Origin of the sequence: Sphingobium boeckii (assembly GCF_014199215.1) — a bacterium.
Taxonomy (GTDB): domain Bacteria; phylum Pseudomonadota; class Alphaproteobacteria; order Sphingomonadales; family Sphingomonadaceae; genus Sphingobium_A; species Sphingobium_A boeckii.
Genome location: NZ_JACIJC010000001.1, coordinates 213,418 through 234,410 on the forward strand (window position 1 = coordinate 213,418; position 20,993 = coordinate 234,410).

General features: G+C 62.0%; 20 protein-coding genes. 11 read left to right on the top strand and 9 right to left on the bottom strand.

Features of this window, described 5'->3' with window-relative positions:
- Positions 1 to 106: 106 nt before the first annotated feature.
- The 5 genes from FHS49_RS01110 to FHS49_RS01130 all read left to right on the top strand — a co-directional run bounded on the left by FHS49_RS01110 (position 107) and on the right by FHS49_RS01130 (position 3,013).
- Positions 107 to 955, top strand: a complete 849-nt coding sequence (locus FHS49_RS01110) for a helix-turn-helix domain-containing protein (protein ID WP_184014478.1) — start codon at positions 107 to 109, stop codon at positions 953 to 955.
- Positions 956 to 958: 3 nt separating this feature from the next.
- Complete coding sequence (locus FHS49_RS01115; RefSeq protein WP_343052867.1) at positions 959 to 1,396, top strand: gamma-glutamylcyclotransferase family protein; 438 nt, start codon at positions 959 to 961, stop codon at positions 1,394 to 1,396.
- A gap of 73 nt (positions 1,397 to 1,469) precedes the next feature.
- Positions 1,470 to 2,045: a peptidase gene (locus FHS49_RS01120; protein ID WP_184014479.1), complete on the top strand. Its 576-nt coding sequence runs from the start codon at positions 1,470 to 1,472 to the stop codon at positions 2,043 to 2,045.
- A 116-nt stretch (positions 2,046 to 2,161) separates the two neighbouring features.
- A complete protein-coding gene (locus FHS49_RS01125; RefSeq protein WP_184014480.1) occupies positions 2,162 to 2,614 on the top strand; it encodes a hypothetical protein in 453 nt (150 codons plus the stop codon).
- 51 nt (positions 2,615 to 2,665) lie between these two features.
- Positions 2,666 to 3,013, top strand: a complete 348-nt coding sequence (locus FHS49_RS01130; protein WP_184014481.1) for a GFA family protein — start codon at positions 2,666 to 2,668, stop codon at positions 3,011 to 3,013.
- Here the strand turns inward: FHS49_RS01130 and FHS49_RS01135 are convergent.
- The 4 genes from FHS49_RS01135 to FHS49_RS01145 form a co-directional block, all read right to left on the bottom strand.
- Positions 3,010 to 3,546, bottom strand: a complete 537-nt coding sequence (locus FHS49_RS01135) for a peroxiredoxin (protein WP_184014482.1) — start codon at positions 3,544 to 3,546, stop codon at positions 3,010 to 3,012. The genes FHS49_RS01130 and FHS49_RS01135 overlap by 4 nt on opposite strands.
- Positions 3,547 to 3,616: 70 nt before the next feature.
- On the bottom strand, positions 3,617 to 3,802 hold the full coding sequence (locus tag FHS49_RS01140; protein WP_184014483.1) for a PspC domain-containing protein: 186 nt from the start codon (positions 3,800 to 3,802) through the stop codon (positions 3,617 to 3,619).
- Positions 3,803 to 3,846: 44 nt separating this feature from the next.
- Positions 3,847 to 3,978: a hypothetical protein gene (locus tag FHS49_RS19790; protein WP_281397016.1), complete on the bottom strand. Its 132-nt coding sequence runs from the start codon at positions 3,976 to 3,978 to the stop codon at positions 3,847 to 3,849.
- Between the two features lie 202 nt (positions 3,979 to 4,180).
- Positions 4,181 to 4,417, bottom strand: a complete 237-nt coding sequence (locus tag FHS49_RS01145) for a hypothetical protein (protein ID WP_184014484.1) — start codon at positions 4,415 to 4,417, stop codon at positions 4,181 to 4,183.
- A gap of 128 nt (positions 4,418 to 4,545) precedes the next feature.
- On the opposite strand from FHS49_RS01145, the gene FHS49_RS01150 reads away from it, so the two are divergent.
- Positions 4,546 to 5,496: an isopenicillin N synthase family dioxygenase gene (locus FHS49_RS01150; RefSeq protein WP_184014485.1), complete on the top strand. Its 951-nt coding sequence runs from the start codon at positions 4,546 to 4,548 to the stop codon at positions 5,494 to 5,496.
- Positions 5,497 to 5,505: 9 nt separating this feature from the next.
- Here the strand turns inward: FHS49_RS01150 and FHS49_RS01155 are convergent, their stop codons facing one another.
- On the bottom strand, positions 5,506 to 6,255 hold the full coding sequence (locus FHS49_RS01155) for a sulfite exporter TauE/SafE family protein (protein WP_184015893.1): 750 nt from the start codon (positions 6,253 to 6,255) through the stop codon (positions 5,506 to 5,508).
- 173 nt (positions 6,256 to 6,428) lie between these two features.
- Here FHS49_RS01155 and FHS49_RS01160 point away from each other — a divergent pair, with 173 nt between their 5' ends.
- A complete protein-coding gene (locus FHS49_RS01160; protein ID WP_184014486.1) occupies positions 6,429 to 8,486 on the top strand; it encodes a TonB-dependent receptor plug domain-containing protein in 2,058 nt (685 codons plus the stop codon).
- A gap of 1 nt (position 8,487) precedes the next feature.
- On the opposite strand, the gene FHS49_RS01165 is transcribed toward FHS49_RS01160, so the two are convergent.
- Positions 8,488 to 10,242: a tetratricopeptide repeat protein gene (locus FHS49_RS01165; RefSeq protein ID WP_184014487.1), complete on the bottom strand. Its 1,755-nt coding sequence runs from the start codon at positions 10,240 to 10,242 to the stop codon at positions 8,488 to 8,490.
- Between the two features lie 742 nt (positions 10,243 to 10,984).
- Here FHS49_RS01165 and FHS49_RS01170 point away from each other — a divergent pair.
- The 3 genes from FHS49_RS01170 to FHS49_RS01180 all read left to right on the top strand — a co-directional run bounded on the left by FHS49_RS01170 (position 10,985) and on the right by FHS49_RS01180 (position 16,111).
- Entirely contained in the window at positions 10,985 to 12,793 is a 1,809-nt protein-coding gene (locus FHS49_RS01170) for an ABCB family ABC transporter ATP-binding protein/permease (protein ID WP_184014488.1), read from the top strand.
- A gap of 106 nt (positions 12,794 to 12,899) precedes the next feature.
- Positions 12,900 to 15,290 carry an HAD family hydrolase gene (locus FHS49_RS01175; RefSeq protein ID WP_184014489.1) on the top strand — a complete coding sequence of 797 codons (2,391 nt, stop codon included), beginning with the start codon at positions 12,900 to 12,902 and terminating at the stop codon, positions 15,288 to 15,290.
- Positions 15,290 to 16,111, top strand: coding sequence for a class I SAM-dependent methyltransferase (locus tag FHS49_RS01180; protein WP_184014490.1), 822 nt, complete (start codon positions 15,290 to 15,292; stop codon positions 16,109 to 16,111). The genes FHS49_RS01175 and FHS49_RS01180 overlap by 1 nt, the downstream gene beginning before the upstream one ends.
- A gap of 4 nt (positions 16,112 to 16,115) precedes the next feature.
- Here the strand turns inward: FHS49_RS01180 and FHS49_RS01185 are convergent, their stop codons facing one another.
- Positions 16,116 to 16,397: an osmoprotectant transporter permease gene (locus tag FHS49_RS01185; protein WP_184014491.1), complete on the bottom strand. Its 282-nt coding sequence runs from the start codon at positions 16,395 to 16,397 to the stop codon at positions 16,116 to 16,118.
- A gap of 77 nt (positions 16,398 to 16,474) precedes the next feature.
- Here FHS49_RS01185 and recQ point away from each other — a divergent pair, with 77 nt between their 5' ends.
- A complete protein-coding gene (gene recQ / locus FHS49_RS01190) occupies positions 16,475 to 18,238 on the top strand; it encodes a DNA helicase RecQ (protein ID WP_184014492.1) in 1,764 nt (587 codons plus the stop codon).
- Between the two features lie 162 nt (positions 18,239 to 18,400).
- On the opposite strand, the gene ppa is transcribed toward recQ, so the two are convergent.
- Together ppa and FHS49_RS01200 are read right to left on the bottom strand one after the other, a co-directional pair.
- Entirely contained in the window at positions 18,401 to 18,934 is a 534-nt protein-coding gene (gene ppa, locus FHS49_RS01195) for an inorganic diphosphatase (RefSeq protein WP_184014493.1), read from the bottom strand.
- A gap of 121 nt (positions 18,935 to 19,055) precedes the next feature.
- A complete protein-coding gene (locus FHS49_RS01200; RefSeq protein WP_184014494.1) occupies positions 19,056 to 20,963 on the bottom strand; it encodes a M61 family metallopeptidase in 1,908 nt (635 codons plus the stop codon).
- Positions 20,964 to 20,993 lie beyond the last annotated feature (30 nt).

Consider the following 20,993-nt stretch of genomic DNA (forward strand, 5'->3'; position numbering starts at 1 on the left):
GCTCCGGAAAATGGAAACGCGGCCGGGGGCGCTTGCCGCAATCGGTTTAACGCCCTAGTCCCGTTGCAGGGTCGCGAGCCAGAACGCTCTTAAAGGGCAAACCGCAATGCTGTTATCGCGCAATTATGCGCCCTCCGTGGCGTTGGCACCGTTTATCGCGCGCCACTATGTTTTTTCCGCGGCGCTACCGGCCGATTTCGAATTGGTGGATCGCCTGCTCGCCGAAACCGCCTTCGTGCGAATCCTGATCCAGGGCGACTGGGCGGCGGAGACTGCGCCGGGCGTGTGGAGCCAGGCCGGGCAAGTGGTGTTCTTCGGTTCCAATTCCCGTCCGTTTCAGGTGCGTTGTCGCGGCCCTTTCCATGTCGTCGGCATCGCCTTTCGGCCGTGCGGCTGGCGCGCGCTATTTGCCGAACGCGCGAGCTTGCTGGCCGATACGATGCTACCTCTGGCAGAGCTGTGGGGTGACGCCGCGCGCGCTTTGCTCGATGCGGTCGCGCCGCTCACCCACGACGCGGCGATCGTCGCCGCGTGCGAGGCGGCGGTCATCGCCCGGCTTGATGCGCTCGGCACCTGGGCGGTGGACGCGCCGATGCGCGCGTTCGAGCATATCGCCCGCAATGACAGTACGATCATGGTGAAGGATGTGAGCCGGCAATTGGGGCTGGCCGAACGTCAGCTTGAGCGGCATTGCATGGCCGGCTTTGGCCATATGCCCAAAACGGTCCTGCGCCGAAGCCGCTTTCTGGACATGGCAGCCGTGATGCGCGGCCGCGGCAGCCCGAGCGATGATGAGCTTGCGGGGCTGCGTTATTTCGATCAGTCGCATCGCAATCGCGAATTTCGGCGCTTTATCGGCATGACGCCCAGCCAGTTCCTGAAGACGCCCACCCCGTTGCTCGATGCCGGGCTGGAACTGCGCCAGTTGCGCAAGGCCGAAATGCCGGAGGATTGATGGGTGGCGGAAGCGGATTGGCTGTTCGTTTACGGATCACTGCGCAAGGGTGCGCCCTTTGAACAGGCGTCCATGTTGGAAGGGCGCGCGGACTATCGCGGCGCAGGTCATGCGATGGGGCGGCTGTATCGGATCGACTGGTATCCAGGCTTTGTGCGCGGCGACGATCCGACAGAACAGGTACGGGGCGATCTGTTTGCGGTGCGCGATGCAGCTTTGTTTGCCGCACTGGACGCCTATGAAGGCTGCGCGCCCGGCGATCCGCATCCACAGGAATATCGCCGCGAAAAGATCGCGATCCGCATGGCGCGGGGCCATGTCGAGGCGTGGACCTATGTCTATAACTGGCCGGTCGCGGATCATATGTTGATCCCTGGTGGCGATTTTCTGGCGCTGTCGCCGCCGGAACCGCCCCCGCGAGCGGACGTTGAGGATGGATAAGGGTTAACCCCTGGTTCAAGCCCGCTGGATCACTCTGTTTCGCCTGCTTTCGAGTCTAATTCGGAGAGTATCGATGTTTATCGCCCGTTTCCGCACCGCCGCCCTGATCGTGGGCACCGCCATCGGCTTGAGCGCCTGCACGGGCTATGATGACGGTTATGGCTATGGCGGCGTCTCCGTCGGCTATGGCGCGCCTTACTATGACGATGGCTATTACGGCTCCAATTATTACGGGGGCTATGGCGGCGGCTGGTATGACAATTTCTATTATCCGGGGTCAGGCTATTATGTGTTCGATCGGGCCGGCAAGCGGCACCGGTGGAATGATCGCCAGCAACGCTATTGGCAGGACCGGCGCGGCGATCGGCGTGACTATCGGCAGGAGCGCAGGGAAGATCGTCGCGATGTTCGGCAGGGGCGCGTCACCCGACCCGAATTTCGGGACGATCGTCGAGACGACCGCCGGGATTTCCGTCAGGAGCGGCGTGAAGATCGGCGCGGCTTTCGTCAGGGCAATGATGGAGCGCGGCCCCAGGCGGCGCGCCCACAACGCGCTGCGCCTCAGCGGGCTGTCCCGCAGACGCGCCCTCAGGTGGACCGGTCGGAGCGTGCGCCGGGGCAACGCGGCGAGCGGCGGCCGCGGCAATAAGTCGTCTGAAGATCAGGGCTTTACTGGCCAGCCGCTGCCTGTGATCATCTGAAACTCACCGCGAGAAAGGACCGCATGTGCGAGCTGGATGGATGCTGGGATATGGGGCGCTCGCGATGCTGACAGCGTGTCAGGATCGCAATCCAGGCGACAATTTTGCCGAGACGAATGCCGCCGATGTGCGCCCGATCGAGGATCTCGCGCGTCCGCCTGAAGATCTGCGCAATGAAGTGGACGCCGCGTCTGACGATTCGGAGGCGGCTCCGTCTTCCGCACTGGAAACGATCCCGGTGGCATTCCAGGGGCGCTGGGCCGTGGACCGCGCCCGGTGTGGCGATGGCCAGGAACTGGGATTGACGGTGACGCCGACGCTGCTCCGCTTCTATGAAAGCGAAGCGAAGGTGAAACAGATCCAGGCCGCGGGGCCGCGCGCGATCACGGTCACCAGCGATTTCAGCGGCGAAGGCCAGAGCTGGGAAGACAGTCAGCGCCTCTCATTGTCCGCAGATGGCCAGATGCTGACCATTGCGGTGAAGAAGACGGCGACCCGGCGCGTTAAATGTTCTTGATATGTTCTATAGGCGGCGCTAGGGCTTTCATGACAGAATAAGGAGCGTGCCATGGCCCATCGCGGCAGTTGTCATTGCGGCAATATCGGTTTCTCGGTCGATGCGCCGCTGGACGAGGCGATCGCGTGCAATTGCTCGCATTGCTTGCGCAAGGGTTATGTGCTGGCGTTCCTGCCGCGATCGGTGCTCACACTGGATCCGGTGGATGGCGAAATCGGCACGTATCGTTTCAACACGCACAAGATTGCGCACCATTTCTGCATGACCTGCGGCTGCGCGCCCTATGCGGAAGGCATTTCCCCCGACGGCGGCGAAACCGCGGCGATCAATCTGCGCTGCATCGAGGGGATTGATCTGGCCGCGGTCAAGATCACCGAGGTGGATGGGCGCGCTTACTAGCGCTTGCCGCCCATCTGCTCCACGGCCGCCAAAGTCTTGGCGACATGATCCTTATAATCCAGATCCGAATGGACATAGGTGATCCGGCCATTCTTCGCGATCACATAGGATGTGCGATCCGACAGTTCGGGCTTCCCCCTGAATGACACATCATAGGCACCGATCACTTTCGGCGTTGCCGAGACCACGGCGAATTTATCGCGGCAGGCTTCGCGCGAGAAACGCTTCAGTTCCTCGATCCCGTCACCCGAGACGCCGACCACCGTGGCCCCCGCCTTGCGGAATGCGTCCACCTTGTCGGCAAAGGCGTGCGCTTCCAATGTGCAGCCCTGGGTGAAGGCCTTGGGGTAAAAATAGAGGACCACCGGGCCTTTTTTAAGCGTTTTGGCGAGCGAGAAGGCAAAGCTCTTCCCGGCGATCGCGCCTTCGGTTGTGAAATCGGGTGCCTTGGCTCCCACGGCGAGCGCCGCCAGGGCTGGCTGGGCGGTCAGCAGCATCAGCGCTGCAGTCAGGGCAAAGGGGGCAATCTTCATCGGCGCGATCCTTACAAGCGGGGATCGCGCCACTCTAGCGGGCAATCGCGCGGCGCGCCATCCGTGCGTGTCAGTCTGCGTTGGCGATCAGGCCGATCGCCAGATAGACGAGGATGGTCGATCCGAAGCCCAGCAGCGTCAGCGCTACGGCGACGATCCGGACGATCGTGACATCGACATTCATCCAGCGCGCCAGGCCTGAGCACACGCCCATGATCTTGCCATGGGACTTATCGAGGGCGAAACGGGCGGTCATGATGTTGGTCCTTTGATCAGCGGTTTGTGATAAAAGCCGGTCGCTCAGGCGACCGGCGCAACGGCTACAACGGTTTCGGAAGGCACGACGGCGCTGCCGACGAACACGGTGGCGAGGAAAAGAGCGCCGACCAGCGAGAAGGCTGCGCGCTGCAGAGCGTCGAGATTGAAGGTCATGATTGAAACTCCCTGTGATGTTCGCTTCGATCGACCATCGACCGAAGATGAACCCTCGATTGCAGGGAGCGTGCCAAATCGCAATTTTGGCGGAAATCCATCGAAAAAGTCTTTTAGCGCGATCGGCCTGTCGAGATTCTTCCTCTTAAGCGGGAATTGTCGCCGCTATTTGGTGATTTTTACCACATCGATAGCGATGAACTTAGCCCGAATAAGGCGTATCGGCTTTCATCTGATAGGACGCGGGCTTGCGGGTTTTGCGGCAATCCACCTTGATCATGGGAAAATCGAGATCCGTATTGGCTAGCAGCACGTTGCCCGCATCTGCGCGGCAATGCGCCGCGCTTCGATAGATGGGGGTCGCGATGCGCTGCTGGGCGCAGCCCGTGCCGGCGTCGCCGCATCCCAATATTGCCATCACGTAGATCAACGGTTCCATGGTGGATCGCTCCCTTGCCTGGCCGGTCTTTGCCACCTCCCGCGCCGCCGCGCTGTGGCGGGGATCACAGCATGGCTTCAATCGGCGTTGGTGATGGTTTAGGAACGCACCGGAAAGAGAGTCGCTCCATGCTTGATGATTATGTCATGTCCGTACCGCCCTTGTCGCTCGCGTTGGAGGGCGATCATCCCGCTGATTTCGCGGCGGCCTTTGGTGGATCATTTGAACGATTCGGCTTCGCCATCATCACAGATCACGGGATCGATCCGGCGTTGATCGAGCGCGCCTGGGCGCTGACCAAGGCGTTTTTCGAGCAGCCGGTGGCCTGGAAGAGCCAATTTCATATTCCCGGAAAAGGCGGTGCGCGGGGGTATACCGCGTTCGGAACGGAGATCGCCAAGGACGCCACCGCGCATGATTTGAAGGAGTTCTGGCACGTCGGTCGCGAGCTTCCGGCGGGACATATTTATCGCGAGACGATGCCTGACAACCTCTGGCCTGAAACGCCGGAGGGCTTTCGAGAGACGTTTCTGGAGCTGTTTTCGGAATTTGATCGGGTGGGCGCGCGCCTGCTGTCTGCGATCGCGCGCTATCTCGATCTCCCCTCAAGCTGGTTCATCGATCCGGTGGAAAACGGAAATAGCGTTCTGCGACTGCTGCATTATCCCCCGATTTCTGCCGATACACCGGGCGTCCGGGCGGGCGCGCATGAAGATATCAACCTCATCACCCTGCTGCTGGGCGCTGAAGAGGCCGGGCTGGAACTGCTCGATCGGGACGGGCATTGGCTGTCCATCGATCCCCCCAAGGGCGCACTTGTGGTGAATGTGGGCGATATGCTCCAGCGGTTGACCAATCATGTGCTGCCATCGACCACGCACCGGGTGGTCAACCCACCGGTGGACCGGCGCGGCAAGGCCCGCTATTCCATGCCTTTCTTCTTGCATCTGCGGCCCGATTTCGAGATCAGGACATTGCCGGGCTGCGTGTCTGCGGAAAATCCGGATCGGTATCCGGACTCGATCACCGCCGATGACTATCTGTTCCAGCGTCTGCGTGAGATCGGGCTGCTCAAATAGGGTGACCGCTCAGGCGAGTGCATCCCAGAGCAGTTTGGCACCCACAAAGATCATCAGCAGATAGATGACGGTGTAAAAGCGGGTGCCGGTCACCCGGCGGACGAGCACGACGCCTGCAAAGGTGGAGCCGATGGCCAGTGGCAGCAAAGCCGCGGCCGTCAACATATTCTCCCGCGTGAATTGCCCGAGCGCCATATAGGCAGGCACTTTCATCCAATTGACGATTGCGAAGAAGATCGCCGCGGTGCCGGCAAAGGTCAGATGATCGAGCCGCTTGGGGATCACCCACATCTGGAACGGCGGGGCACCCGCATGGGCGATCTGGCTGGTGAAGCCGGACACCACGCCGAGCAGCGTCCCGATCCAGGGCGGCGAACTGGCCGAGGCGGCGATGCGCCCGCCCCGCTCCACCCAGAGTCGCTGCAGCGCGAACAGGATGGAGATCGCGCCCAGCGCGGCCATCACCGCATTGGCCGAAACCTGCGCTGCCAGAAGCCAGCCCAGCACTATGCCAGCCACCGCACCGGGCAGCATCACCCACAAGACATTGCCATCCCAGGTTTTGCGGAACGACCAGACGCCAACCACGTCCTGGACGATCATGATCGGGAGCATGATCGCGGCGGCCTGAACCGGCGACATCGTCAGCGCCAGCAACGGCAGAGCGGCCGAGCCGAACCCCGAAAAACCGCCTTTTCCCAGCCCGAGCAGGATGATGGCGGGAATGGCGAGCGCATAGAAAACGGGATCGGTCAGCATCATCCGCCTCTTGCATGGCCGCGGGCGTGCTGTCTCGTCCGAATGTCGTTGGTCGAAGCCTGTCGGTTGATTGCCGTTGAGTGCGTGCGTTACAGCGCTGTCCGATCAACGCGGAGATGAGGATCGCGCGCGCGTCTGGCGCGCGATTGATCGAGGGGGGGATGCGGGTGCTCATGTCCGTTCGATGCGCGATGCTCTGTGGCGCTGCTCTGGCACTGCCCGCCACGGCCCAGGCCCAGGCCCAAGGTGCACCCACGCCTGCGCTCACCAGTGGCGTGCTGACCTATCTTCCCGCCGATTTCGCGCGGTTCGCGCCGCAGAATGCGCTCGATATGGTCCGCCAGGTGCCCGGCTTCGTGATTGAAACCGCCGAGGAGCGCCGCGGCCTGGGCCAGGCGACGCAGAATGTGTTGATCGACGGCAAACGGATTTCCGGCAAATCCAACGACGCCGAGGCGGCGCTTGGCCGCATCAACGCCCGCGACGTCCTTCGCATCGAAATCCTCGATGGCGCGACGCTCGATGTCCCCGGCCTCTCCGGCCAGGTGGCGAACATCCTGACGGCGGTCAAAGGCCTCACGGGCAATTTCCGCTACAATCCGCAGATCCGCGCGCGTCGCACCGAGGCACGTCTGCTGGATGGCGAGATATCCCTGAGCGGCAAGAGCGGCGCTTTCGATTACACGCTCAGCCTGAGCGATGAACAACAGCGGGGCGGCAATGCGGGGCCGGAGCGCGTGACCGATGGCGCTGGCCGATTGATCGATCTGCGCCATGAGGTTTTGATCGCCAATGAGGATTCGCCGCGGCTCTCGGGCGCGCTGAAATATCAGGGGGCGGGGGGCGGCATCGGCAATCTGAACGCGTCGATCGCGCAATCGCATAGTCTGGTGGCTGAAAATTCGCGGCAGGGTTTCCCCGGCACGGTCGATCGCCGCCGGGACTATCGCGAAACCGAAAAGGAATGGAATTACGAGATCGGCGGCGATTATGAATTTGGGCTTGGCGGTGGACGGCTGAAGCTGATCGGTCTGCGCCGGTTCGAGCATAGTCCGTCGCTCACGCGTGTCTTCTTCGAATATGGCGATGGCCGCCCCGATACCTGCGATCTGTTCGCGCGGACCGCGGATGAGAGCGAGGCGATCGCGCGCACGGAATATCGCTGGAAAGGCGGCGTGGCCGATTGGCAGGTATCGTTGGAAGGTGCCTTCAATACGCTCGATAACCGCTCCACCCTGGCCGTGCTTGACACCGCGGGCGTGTATCAGCCCGTCCCACTGGAGGGTGGCAATGCCAAGGTGAAGGAAAAGCGCGTGGAGATTGCGCTGAGCTATGGCCGTCCGTTATCCGGGGCGTTGACGCTGCAAAGCGCGATCGGCGCCGAATATTCCAACATCACGCAAAATGGTGCCGGGGGGCTGAACCGCAATTTCTTGCGCCCCAAGGGGTTCGTCTCCCTCGCGTGGAAGGCGTCGCCCCGCTTCGATATCAGCGCCAAGATCGAGCGCGAGGTGGGCCAGCTCGACTTCTATGACTTTGTGGCTTCGGTGAATTTGGCGGGTGGCAATGGCAATGCGGGCAACCCCGATCTGCGCCCGCCGCAGAGCTGGAATGTCGAGCTGACGGCCAATCGCAATCTGGGCGCATGGGGCTCGATCAAGCTCAAGACATTCGCCAAATTCATTGCCGACGCCGTGGCGCAGGTGCCGATCGGCGCGACGGGCGAAGCGCCCGGGAATATCAGCAAGGCCCGGCTCGTCGGACTGGATCTGACCGGCACGATCAATCTGGATCCGGCGGGCTGGCGGGGCGCGCGGGTCGATATCAACACCATCTTCCGCAAAAGTCGTCTGCATGATCCGCTGACCGATGAAATTCGGGAATTGAGCGAGCAGGACAAATCAACGATCGACGTCAATTTCCGTCATGATATCCCCGGCAGCGACCTGGCATGGGGCGTGGATTACAGCCGCTATATCCAGACCGCGGGCTTCCGGCTCGATCAGACGTCGCAATATGTCGAGAAACCGGGCGATCTAGGCGCCTATCTGGAGCATAAGGACGTCTTCGGGCTGAAATTGCGCGGTGGCCTGTCTAATCTTCTGGGGATGAACGAGCGCTTCTATCGCTCTGTCTATGAAGGCCGCCGCACCGACCCGATCGCGTTTACGGAGGATCGCTCGCGCTATTTCGGGCCGGTGTTCGATGTCCGGATCAGCGGCAGCTTTTGAATCATCGCGGGGTGGGCGCGGGGATCACGCCTTTGGGGGCGAGATACGCAATGACCTTCGCGCGCAATTTAGGTGAAAACATGAACCGCCCGATCACCGAATCGGGGGTGCCGTCATTCCGGCCGGAAGCAGTGATCACCGCCTGCCATTGACGCTGCGCTTCGGGCATATCGCCGCGCGCGGCGCTCGCGATGGTCTGACTCAAGGCATATTGCCCCGCCATCCCCGGCCCCGGCGGACGCATCCGATCGGCGACCATCAGCGCTTCCTCCTTCTTGCCATGTTCCAGCAAGGAAAGAATGAGCGCGATATGATAAAAGGTCGGCATATCGGGATCGAGTGATTGGGCGGTGCTCATCAACGCTCCCGCACGCGGATCGTCGCATTGATACAGGAGGAAACCGAGCAGCCCCATCACTTCGGGCGCGTAGGGATTGAGCGTGATCGCGCGATTGGCGCTTTCGGTGCCACGGCGGCATTGCCCGGCGATAAAGGCCACCCGCGCGTCTGCGACATGCGCTTCTGCACTATAGGGATCGGCCGCAACGGCGCGCCGGGCCAATTCCGCGGCCCGCGCCGGGCCATCCCGCAGGGCGTTTTGCGGATCGAAGGCCAGAAAGGATGCTGCCGCCAGCGCAGACGCATTCGTCGGATCGAGCGCGACCGTCTTTTCGATGCACTGATTGACGGGGGTGCGAAGTGCTGGATCGCGATCGCGGAAATAGCGCTCATAATCCAGCAGACAGGAATAGCCGGGCTTGCCCCCGCTCAATTCGCGGCTGCGCTCTTGCGTCGCGATCACGCCAAAGGGCCGGATCAGCGTGGATACCAGCGGCACCAGTTGCGGCATCAGGCCGACATCCTCGGCCGGCAGCAGAAATTGATGCGACCAGATCTGATTGCCGCTGCGCGCATCCATCAAACCGAGATAAAGCCGGAACCGCCCCTTTTCGGGCGCCGGCACGATTTGCCCGCTGAGGCGATAATCAACGCCGCCCACGGACGTGTCCCCCTGGGCGGCGGCCGGTACGCGCGACGCGTCACGCACTCTCACGATCCATGAGCGATGAAGCCCGTCCATCAATATCGCGCGGACGCGCATCCCTTGGGCGATCTGGGTGGGGGTGGTGGAAATGTCGATCGCATCCACTTCAAGCACGGGCGCGCGTTGCACGGTCTCGACGGGCGGAGCCAGAAAGGCGTCGCGATAGCTGGGGGACAGGATCAGCACCAGCGCGCTCAATACCAGAATGAGCGCGATCGACATGAAGACGACACGCGCCGGGGTCAACGCCCGCACCCATGCCGGGCCGGCATCGCCAACGGGCGGAAGGCTGCGCAACGGGAGTGCCGGGCCAGGGGGTGCCGGGATCGCAACCGGCTCGATAACGTCGCTCTCAGCCGTCAAGCGACTGAAATCGACCTTATATCCTCCGGTCTTGATGGTCAGCCGCAGACTGCCGGACGGCCGCTGCTCATAATAGCCGTCCAGCATCTTGCGGAGCCGACCGACCTGAACGCGGGGATAGCTGTCGGATTGCGAATCGAAATCGGCGTCGCGGCCAAGGCCGTCCACAGCCACGCTATACGCCTTCAGATCATCGCCGCCGCCGGCAAGCGTGGTGCGCACGAGAAAGACCAATAGCCGCCGCATGACCGGCGCACGCTCGAATTCGGGCGTGGCGGAAATCGTCTCCACCTCCAGCATGACGCGTTCGTGAAGTTCTTCGTCTGACGAAACGTCGCCAAACGCCATGACGCGCCCCTTTCAGTGCTTTTTCGAGCCACCTGCCGAGCCCGAAATCCCATGTAACGGTAAATTTCGCACCACACAGGCGTTACATTGTCGGCTGATCCTCAGTCTTTGTCCAGTATCCATCTTCTGCCACATTGGTTGCAATTAACCGCCAAATAGGACGGATTTCCGCGCTTTTCTCGTTTTGCGCGGGCTTCGGATACTGAAATATCGACAATAAACTGTTACTTTTGGTGGATTCCGGGAACTGATGACGGCCGCAAATCAAAGGTTCAGGTGCCGTAGCCGCGTCTTGACACAAGTTAGTGCCACGCGGGCCGGTTTTGACAATATGGCATACGTAACGGTGTCAGCACTATTGAAACTCCCGCGTCTCAAAAGCAGACCCTAACAACATAGATGATCGCTCAACGAAAACATGGCTTCGCTTCGGCGGAGATCGGTGTTGCGAAGAGCGATCCGGGACCGATGTTCAACGGGACTGGAGGAGTGAGGCGTTTCTGGTCACGCAGACTTCTTCGGTGGACGGAATGCGGTCACGAAGCGCGGTCTATCGATTGCTGTGGATCCTGTCCCCACCGGATCCCTGCTTGAGATTCCGCGTTAATTCTGGGCCGGCGGTGGTGCAATCCCCACAATTTTGCCGTCGCCGGTCCAGACCATTTTTCCAACATTCATGCTTAAATCGCGCGCCGGGCCGCGCGGCATTGGCGCGGGCCGTTTGCGGCCCTAGATAGGGGCGATGCCCCCTATAGTTGACGAACAGGCGAAACCCGCCACCGGCTTTGCGCCGCTCCGCCGTTTCCTGCCCTATCTCTGGCCAAAGGATGATCGCGCGTTGCGCGTCCGGGTGGTCTTTGCGCTTATTCTGGTACTGGTGGCCAAGGGCATCACGCTTTCGATGGGGTGGCTCTACAAATGGGCGATCGATCGGATGGTGCCCGGCATGGAAGCCGCGGCCCAGATCGCGATCGCGCTGGTCGTCGCTTATGCGGGTGCGCGCTTTGCCGGCGTCGTCTTCGATAATCTTCGCAATACCATTTTCGAACGGGTCGGGCAGGATGCGACACAGCGGCTGGCCAGCCATGTATTCCGCCAGCTTCATGCGCTGTCTCTACGCTTTCATCTGGATCGGCGCACCGGTGCAGTCGCCAAGATCATCGAGCGCGGCACCAAGAGCATCGATACGATGCTCTATTTTCTGCTGTTCAATATCGCGCCGACCATCATCGAACTGACCGTGGTCTCGATTTTCTTCTGGTATAATTTCGGGTTCGGGCTTGTCGCAGCGACGCTGGTCATGGTGGTCGCCTATATCGCTTTCACCCGTGTGGTCACGGATTGGCGCGCCAAATTGCGCGAAGAGATGAACACGATGGATACCAGCGCATCGGCCAAGGCAGTCGATTCGCTGCTCAACTATGAAACCGTGAAATATTTCAATGCAGAGGAGCGCGAGACCGAGCGCTATGCAAAGGCCGTGCGCACCTATGCCACTGCGGCGGTAAAATCGGAAAATTCGCTGGCATGGCTGAATGTGGGCCAATCCCTCATCACCAATCTGATGATGGCGGGCGCGATGGGCTATATCGTGTGGGGCTGGTCCAAGGGCAAATTCACGACCGGTGACGTGGTGCTGGTCAACACCTGGCTCACCCAGCTTTTTCGTCCACTCGATCTGCTCGGCATGGTGTATCGCACGATCCGGCAAGGCCTGATCGACATGGAAGCGATGTTCGGCCTGATCGACACGCCCGCCGAGATTGTCGATGCGCCCGATGCCACGCCGCTGGCGGTGGGGCAGGGCGTCGTCCGGTTCGAAGACGTGCATTTCGCATATGACAGCAAGCGCCCGATATTGAAGGGGCTGGATTTCGAGATCGCGCCCGGCGGCACGCTGGCCGTGGTCGGCCCGTCCGGCGCGGGCAAATCCACGCTCGCGCGGCTGCTCTTCCGCTTTTACGATGTCACCGGCGGGCGCATCCTGATCGACGGGCAGGATATCGCCAAGGTTACGCAAAATTCGCTGCGCGGCGCGATCGGCATCGTCCCGCAGGATACCGTGCTGTTCAACGACACCATCGGCTACAATATCGGTTATGGACGCGATGGCGCGACGCAGGCGCAAATCGAGAGCGCGGCGCGGGGCGCATCCATCCATCACTTCATCGAAAGTCTGCCCGAAGGATACGACGCGAAGGTGGGCGAGCGCGGCTTGAAGCTATCCGGCGGGGAGAAGCAGCGGGTCGCCATCGCGCGCACGCTGCTGAAGGATCCGCCGATCCTGATCCTCGACGAAGCCACCAGCGCGCTCGACAGCCATACCGAGGCGGATATCCAGCGCACCTTGAAAGCCGTGGAGCGCGGCCGCACCACCATCGTCATCGCGCATCGGCTCTCCACCATCGTCGATGCCGACGAGATATTGGTTCTTGAAGCGGGGCACATCACGGAGCGCGGCACGCATCGTCAATTGCTGGCGGCCGGCGGCACCTATGCCGGCATGTGGATGCGGCAAGCCAGCGAACGGGAGGAGGTTCTGCTCGGCTAGCGGCGTCGCTAGGACAGGATAGTTAACAGTTTCGTAAGGATAATCCTCAATAGTCCGGAAAGTGGGTGGAGCCGGTCGTTCGGCAGCCGCTCGTCCTTGGGGGACCATGATGCTGAAGACTGCCGCCCGCGCCGGGGCTTTGCCCGAACTGCTGGCCGATGCGCCGCCGGGTATCCGTTTTCTGTCGCTCGATTGCTTCGATACGCTGATCTGGCGCAATGTGAATGCGCCGGTGGACGTGTTCGCCGAGCTTGCGATTCCAGGCGGTGGCATGGAGGCGCGGATATGGGCCGAGCAAAAGGCGCGTAAGATCGCGCCGTTCCAGGGCGGTCAGGCCGAAGTGACGATCGACCAGATTTATGCGTCGATGATGCCCGAAGCATCCGAGGCAGACCGCCAGGCCGCCATCGAGGCGGAGCTTGACGCCGAAGCGCGGCATTGTTTCGCCTTTGCGCCGGTGCGCGATCTCATTCTCGATGCGAAACGCCGCGGTCTGCAGGTGATCATCGTATCCGATACCTATTTATCCGAACCGCGCTTGCGGCAATTGATCGCGCGTGCGGCGGGTCACGCGCTGGCAGGCATGATCGACCGGATCTTCTGCTCCTGCGACTATGGTGTTTCGAAAGCCGGCGGGCTTTTCCCGCATGTGCTTCAGGCGCTGGGCGCATCGCCCTCCGCGATCCTGCATGTGGGTGACAACAAAATCGCGGATCAGGATGCGCCGGCGAAACTGGGCATTCATTCGGTTCATTTCGAGCAGTTCGACGCCGATGCCGAGCAGCGCCTTCGCTTCGAAGCGGTGGCCGCGTCGATCATCGAGCCAGCGACGCGGATCACCCTGCCTGCCTGTCAGCCGCATCGCGCCCAGGTTTCGCTCAGGGTGGCGCAGGATGCCGCCTCTGCACTTGGCCATGATGTCCTCGGCCCGATGATGCACAGCTTTGCGCACTGGATTCGCCACGAAGCAGCGGCGATGGAGGCGCGGCTGGGCAAGCCGGTCAAGCTGCTGTTCCTTTTGCGCGACGGCCATCTGCCGATGCAGGCATTCAACGCGCTGTTCCCGGATATGAAGGGCCGCGCGATTGCGGTGGAAATCAGCCGTTTCACGGCTGGCGCGGCCAGCTTTACCGATGAAGCGGCGATCACCCGTTATGTCACCCCCGAACTGGCGACCGCGCCGCTGCCGGTCATCGCGCGCCAATTGCTGTTCACGCGCGATGAGGTGGCCAAGCTGACCCGCGATTACGACCCGTTCGCCTTTGCCGAAAAACTGCGCGAACCCGCCAACCAGCGCAAAATCCTGTCGCGCTCGCGTGAGGCCGCGCAACGGCTGTTCGCGCATCTGGGCCGGTGCGGCGTTGCGCAGGGCGATGCGGTGATGCTGGTGGACTTGGGCTATAACGGCTCGGTCCAGAATCTGGTCGAGCCTGTCTTGCGCTCGGGCATGGAGCTGGATGTGGCGGGCCGCTATCTGCTGCTGCGTGAGAATTTCCGCAGCGGGCTGGACAAGGCCGGGCTGTTCGATGTCCGCCATTATGACTTCAAAATGCTCGATTCGCTTGCGGGCGCGATTGCCGTGGTTGAGCAGCTTTGCACGTTGGCCCAGGGGTCGGTCGTGGATTACAAGCCCAATGGTGCGCCCGTCCGCAGCGCGATGGGCATGAAGAATGCACAGAGCGAAAGCCGCGATCGGGCGCAGGCCGCGTCCCTGGATTTCATCGTATCCATAGGCGCGGGCGTTGTCAGCGCGCCGGCTTCCGATGATGTGGATGCGCGCCGCCGGATGGCCGCAGCGATTCTCGCGCGCCTGCTGTTCCTCCCGCAGGAAAGCGAAGTCGCCATGTTCGGCGATTTCCATCATGACGTGAACCTCGGCACACGCGAGACGCTAAAGATCCTCGATCCCGATGCCGCCACACTGGGCCTGCGCCGCCGCGGCGTCTTCTATGCGAAGAATGCGATGCGCATTCACCTGTCCGGTGAATTGCAGCGCCATGGTCTGCCGTTCAATCTTTCGATCTTCGGCACGAAGCGGTTCGGCCTCGATCTGCGCAAGACCGATTTCGATGTGGGTGCGATGGCGCTGCCGGTGTTGCTGATGGATTCGGTGGGTGGCCATGCCGCCACCACGATCGACGCGCATCCCACGGCGGAGGGCTATTATCGCGCGCTCGTGCCCATCGGGGCGGGGCGGTATACGGTGGGCCTGCAACTAGGCCAGCTTTTCGATTGGGTGCAGATCGAAGAAACCAGCTTTCATTATGTCGATGAGTTCATGACGTCGCAGGCGAATGAGAATGCGATGGCGGCGAGTCCGATCCTCGAAGGCATGGAGCAGGCGTCCGCCGATCTCTATCGCTGCGAGGGTGCCCATGGGTTCATGATGGCACCGCCGCCGATGATTGCGGAGGCCGGTCGCGCCATGCTGTTCAGCCTCGTTTTCCGTCCCGTCGTGACCCGCGCTCAGGCGCAGTTCCAGCAAAAGGCCGCCTGATGACCGATCTCCTGATCCATTCCATGTCCGAATTTTCCGATATCATCCTGGGCGGACTGGAGATTGCGGAAGCCCGCCGCATCGTGGAGATTGGCGCTGAATTCGGGGGCATGTCCATGCTGCTGGCCGATCACGCGGCGGCTCAGGAAGGATCCTTCGTCAGCATCGATCCTTCGCCAAAGCAGGAGTTTCTGGATTGGGTGGCGTCTGCCGATCATGTCCAGCATGTCGCCAAGCCCAGCCTTTCCGCGATCGACGATCTGTCTGACGTGGATGCCTGGGTGATCGACGGCGATCACAATTGGTTCACCGTCTATCATGAACTGAAGGCGATCGACGCCGCGTGCACGCGCGATAGCAAGCCGATGCTGGTGTTCCTTCATGACGTCGCATGGCCCTGCGGTCACCGCGATTCCTATTATGCGCCGGATCGTATCCCGGAGGAATATCGCCAGCCGTTCGATTTCGAAGGTGGCGTGATGCCGGGCATTCCCGTCACTTTGCCCGGCCGCGGCTTTCGCGGCATGGGGCAGTTCGCCTGGGCCAAGGACGAAGGTGGTCCGCGCAACGGCGTGAAGGCGGCGATCGACGATTTTGCGGCGGAGCGCTTCGATGCCGGCCGAGATATCGCTTATGCCGAGGTGCCGGCGGTGTTCGGTCTGGGCATATTGTTCGATCTCGACGCGCCTTGGAGCCAGGCGCTGGCAGATCTGGTGATCCCCTTTCACGAGAATAAACTGCTCGCCACGCTGGAACGCAACCGGCTGGATAATTATCTTGCGGTGCTGGATTGGCAGGATCGCACCGCCGCTGCGGCGTGATCCTCTAGTGCCAGTTTGGCTGGAGGATGATGAGCGCCAGGATGAACAGGCCATAGAGCGCCACCGGCAGCGCCAGGATCGACAGCAACAGCCCCGCCGCTACACGCTTGCCCTTGGCCACCAGCACATGTCCGCCCACGATGATCGCGGTCACGCCGAAGATCATGCCGAGCCAGAGCGCCATATTATCGGCAGAGATGCTGCCATCGATCTGCCCCTCGCCAAAGAAATAGAGCAGCACCGCCGCGGCGATCCAGTTCAGGGCGAAGAGCAGTTTCAGAAACATGGACGCTAGCCTAGTCGTTTCGGCCCTGTAATCAAGTCAGGCTCGACTTAGCGGGGCGGGGCGATAAGGAGGGGGCGATGTCCTCCCCGGAAGAAATCCTTCAACATATTTTTGGCTTTCCCGCGTTTCGCGGCGTGCAGCGCGACGTGGTCGGGCGCGTGCTCGATGGACGGCGCACCTTGGCTGTGATGCCGACGGGTGCGGGCAAATCGCTTTGCTATCAGCTTCCCGCGCTGGCGCTGGAGGGGACGTGCATCGTGCTTTCGCCGCTGATCGCGCTGATGCACGATCAGCTTCGTGCCGCCACCGCGATCGGGATCAAGGCGGCGACGCTCACCTCGGCAGACAGCAATCAGGCCGAAACGATAGCACGCTTCCGCGCCGGCGATCTCGATCTGCTCTATGCCGCGCCGGAGCGCGCGACGAGCGAAGGCTTTCGCAATCTGTTGCGTGATGCGAAAGTCTCGCTCTTTGCGATCGACGAGGCGCATTGCGTTTCCGAATGGGGGCATGATTTCCGGCCCGACTATCGCCTACTCCGCCCGCTGCTCGATGAATTTCCCGATGTCCCGCGCCTCGCGTTGACCGCCACGGCGGACGAGCATACGCGCGAAGACATATTGGTGCAGCTCGGCATCCCGCATGAGGGGATGATCGTGGCGGGGTTCGACCGGCCCAATATCCGCTATCTCATCTCCCCTCGACAGGGGACGACGCAGCAATTGGTCGATCTGGTGGCGGAACAGCCGGGGGCCGGGATTATCTATGCGCAGACCCGCGCCGCGACCGAGAAATTGGCGGCCACGCTGTCGGCCAAGGGGCGCGAGGTGCGGGCCTATCATGCGGGGCTCGATCCGGCCGTGCGCGCAAAGAACCAGCATGATTTCGTGGCGAGCGAGGATATGGTGATGGTCGCCACGATCGCGTTCGGCATGGGGATCGACAAGCCAGACGTGCGCTTCGTGGCCCATGCCGGCCTGCCCAAATCGATCGAGGCCTATTATCAGGAAACCGGCCGTGCGGGCCGCGATGGCGAGCCTTCGGTGGCGCATCTGTTCTGGGGTGCGGAGGATTTTGCGCGGGCGCGGCAACGCATCGCCGAGGTGGAGCCACAGCGCCAGCCGGGCGAGCGCCAGCGTCTGACCGCGCTGGGTGCCTTGGTGGAGACCGGCGGATGCCGCCGCCGCATTTTGCTCAAGCATTTCGGCGAAGATCCACCCGAAACCTGCGGCAATTGCGACAATTGCCTCAATCCCCCCGCGACGGTGGACGTGACCGAGACGGCGCGCAAATTCCTCTCCGCCGTCTATCGCACCGGGCAGAGTTTCGGTGCGGGGCATATCGAGGCGGTGCTGCTGGGCCAATCCAATGAGAAAGTGCTCCAGCGCGGGCATGATCGGCTCTCGGTATTCGGCATTATCGAGGGTGAGGAAGCACTGCTGATCAAGCCCGTCGCGCGCGCGCTGCAATTGCGCGATGCGCTGCGCACGTCGGAACATGGCGGGCTGGAGTTCGGGCCGGAAGCGCGGGCGATGCTGAAGGGCGAACAGACGCTTGATCTGGTGATCCAGCCCAAGCGCGAACGTCGCGGTGGGCGACGCGGCAATGCGGCCAATCCGATGGACGACCCGCTGTTCGAAGCGTTGCGCGCGCGGCGGCGCGATCTGGCCAAGGCGAGCGACGTGCCGCCCTATGTGATCTTCCACGATTCCACGCTGCGGGAAATGGCAGCGATCCGGCCGATCAATCTGAAGGCACTGGGCAATATCTCGGGGGTCGGCGACCGCAAGCTGGAGGCCTATGGCCCGGCGTTTCTCGAGACGATATTGGCGTTTGAGTAGGGCGCGGATTATCCGCCAGCCCCGGCGTCACCCTGAACGCGTTTCAGGGTCAATTTCAAAGCCGCGACCATATTGCGGACGGCCGAATGGATGCTGAAACAAGTTCAGCATGACGGCAGGACGGTGATGACTTCGAATGTCACCACCGCCTCGCAATCACGCTTACTTCGCGTTCTTCGCCGCTTCGATCGCTTCGAGGATCACGCGCTTGGCCTCGCTTGCATCGCCCCAGCTCCCGATCCGCACCCATTTCTTGGGTTCGAGATCCTTATAGTGGGTGAAGAAATGCTCGATCTGCTGCATCACGATGGCGGGCAGATGCGCGGCTTCGTCCACATTCTCATAATAAGGGAAGGTGCCATCGACTGGAACGGTGAGCAATTTCTCATCGCCGCCGGCTTCGTCTTCCAGCTTCAGCACGGCGATCGGGCGCACGCGCACCACGCAGCCGGGGATGAAGGGCGAGCGCGCCACGACCAGCGCATCCAGCGGATCGCCATCGGGCGACAGCGTATGCGGCACGAAGCCGTAGTTTGCAGGATAGCGCATCGGCGTATGCAGGATGCGATCCACGAACAAGGCACCGGATTTCTTGTCGAACTCGTATTTCACGGGTTCGCCGCCCACGGGCACTTCGATGATGACGTTCAGGCTGTTGGGCGGATCGTCGCCGACCGGGATCAGTTCGATATTCATGGGATCGTTTCCTCGGATACGAAGGGTGAAATTCGGTGTCCGCCACACGGCGGGATCCAGAGACTTGCGAATGTTTCGTAGATCGTTTGGATCCCGCCGGTGCGGGGAAAAAGGGTTGCGGCTAGTTCCTCGGCGTCAGTAATTTATCCAGACTGCCCTCTCCGGCACCATTTTTCTCGAGGCGCGGATAGCGCAGGCCGCCGTGATAGTCGATGGCGATTTCGCGATACCGGTCCCCCGATTTCGACAGCAGCCGGATCGGCTCTCGCGTGCCTTTGGCCGCGGCGATCGCATCCCTGATGCGTTCGCCCGAATAGGCGCGCCCGTTCACCGCCACGATCTCGTCGCCCACGGTCAGTCCCTTGGCGAAGGCGGGGCCATCCCAGATCACCTGACTGACCTTGCCGCCCTTCCCGATGATCAGCCCGAGCGAAAAGCTCAGATCGTTGTTTTCGGCGCGCCGTTCGACGTCCGCGAAGAAGGCCGTGGGCGTGTCGCCGTAAACCAGCGTATATCCGCCCATGGCCAGGCCGCCCAGCGGTGCGCCCCGCGCCGTTTCGGAAACCCGCGTCGTCAGGAAGCCGGCCCAATCATAGGGCGTGACCGCATCAAGCGCCGCCACCACATCGGCAAACTCATAGGTGCTGGTTCCCCAATCGCCATCCCGGCCGCCAAAGAAGGCCGCGGCGAAATCATCCAGCCCCTTGCGGCCTCTGGTCTGCTTGCGGATGATCGCATCCGCCTCCAGCCAGATCATCAGCCCCTCATTATAATAATCCTCGGAGCGCTGCTGGCTCAGCCAGCCCTTGGGCGCGCGGGGCGTGATCACGGGATCGTTGGTCGTATCCTGCAGCGGCCGCCAGTCACGCCCGCGCCTGATCTCCAGGGTGGCGGCGATCGAGGCCAGCGCATCGAGCGTATCCTGCCGGGAAAACAGGCCGGATCGCGCGCTCAGCACATAACCCCATAATTGGGTCTGCCCCTCATACACCCACAAGAGATCGTCCTTCATCGGCGTGCGATAGTCGGGGGTCCAGTTGCCCGCCGGGCGTCTGAACTTGCCGTTCCAGCTATGGGTGAATTCGTGCGGCAGCAGGCTGCGCCGCCCCGGCCCCTTGTCCCATCCGGTGAAATAGTCCGGGTCAACGCCATTTTCGGACGAGCGATGATGCTCAAGCCCGATGCCGCCCATCTCGTCGGTCAGCGCGAGCAGGAATTCGTAATTGTCATAATGCTGGACCCCGAAGAGCTTGAGGGATTGCTCGACCAGACGCTTGTGCGCATCGATCTGCTCCGGCGTCGCGACGAGATGGTGCGCCTCGTCCGCCACGATATTCAGCCGCACGCGCGGGGAGAGCCGCTCCTGCCGAAAATATCGGCCAGCGAAGACGGGCGAATCGATCAATGTCTCATAATCCGTCGCCTCATAGGCATAGGTCGAACCGGAAATCTTGGCAGGAAGGCCCGAAGCCGCTTTCCAGCCGGACGGATAGGTGACCGTGGCGCGCACCGGGATCCGCCGCGCGAAATAGCCCGCCGGATAAAGCGAGAGCTTTTCGAACTGGATGTTCATCATCGCGGGCGTGGCGACGATGCGCCCCTGATCCCCCTGCGTGGCGGAGAGGAATTCGAACGCGATATCGAGTTGCTTCGCGCCCGCGGGCACCTGAATATGAAAGGCGTAAACGTCCAGAGTGTCGCGCGTCCAGGGAATCGTCTTGCCGCCCGCGCTGATCGTCATGCCCGCGAGTTTCTCGATTTCCCCGCGCGGGCCATGCTTGCCCGGCAGCCATTTGGGAAAGAGCAACGTCATCGGGCCGGCTGCGGCCACGGGGATCACCTGCTTCACCTTGAAGATCGCCTGGCTGGTATCCGTCGCATCCACGTCCAGGGTCATCGTGCCGGGATAGGGGGTGTCGCGCGCGGCAGGAATGGCGTCGATCGGCGGGGCCGGCTGGGGCAGCGTATTTTGCGTCAGGGCGGGTGATGCCACGAACAGCAAAGGAAGCAGCATCAGGCCGAATTTCATGATCGCACACGCCTTACTTATTGTATTTAT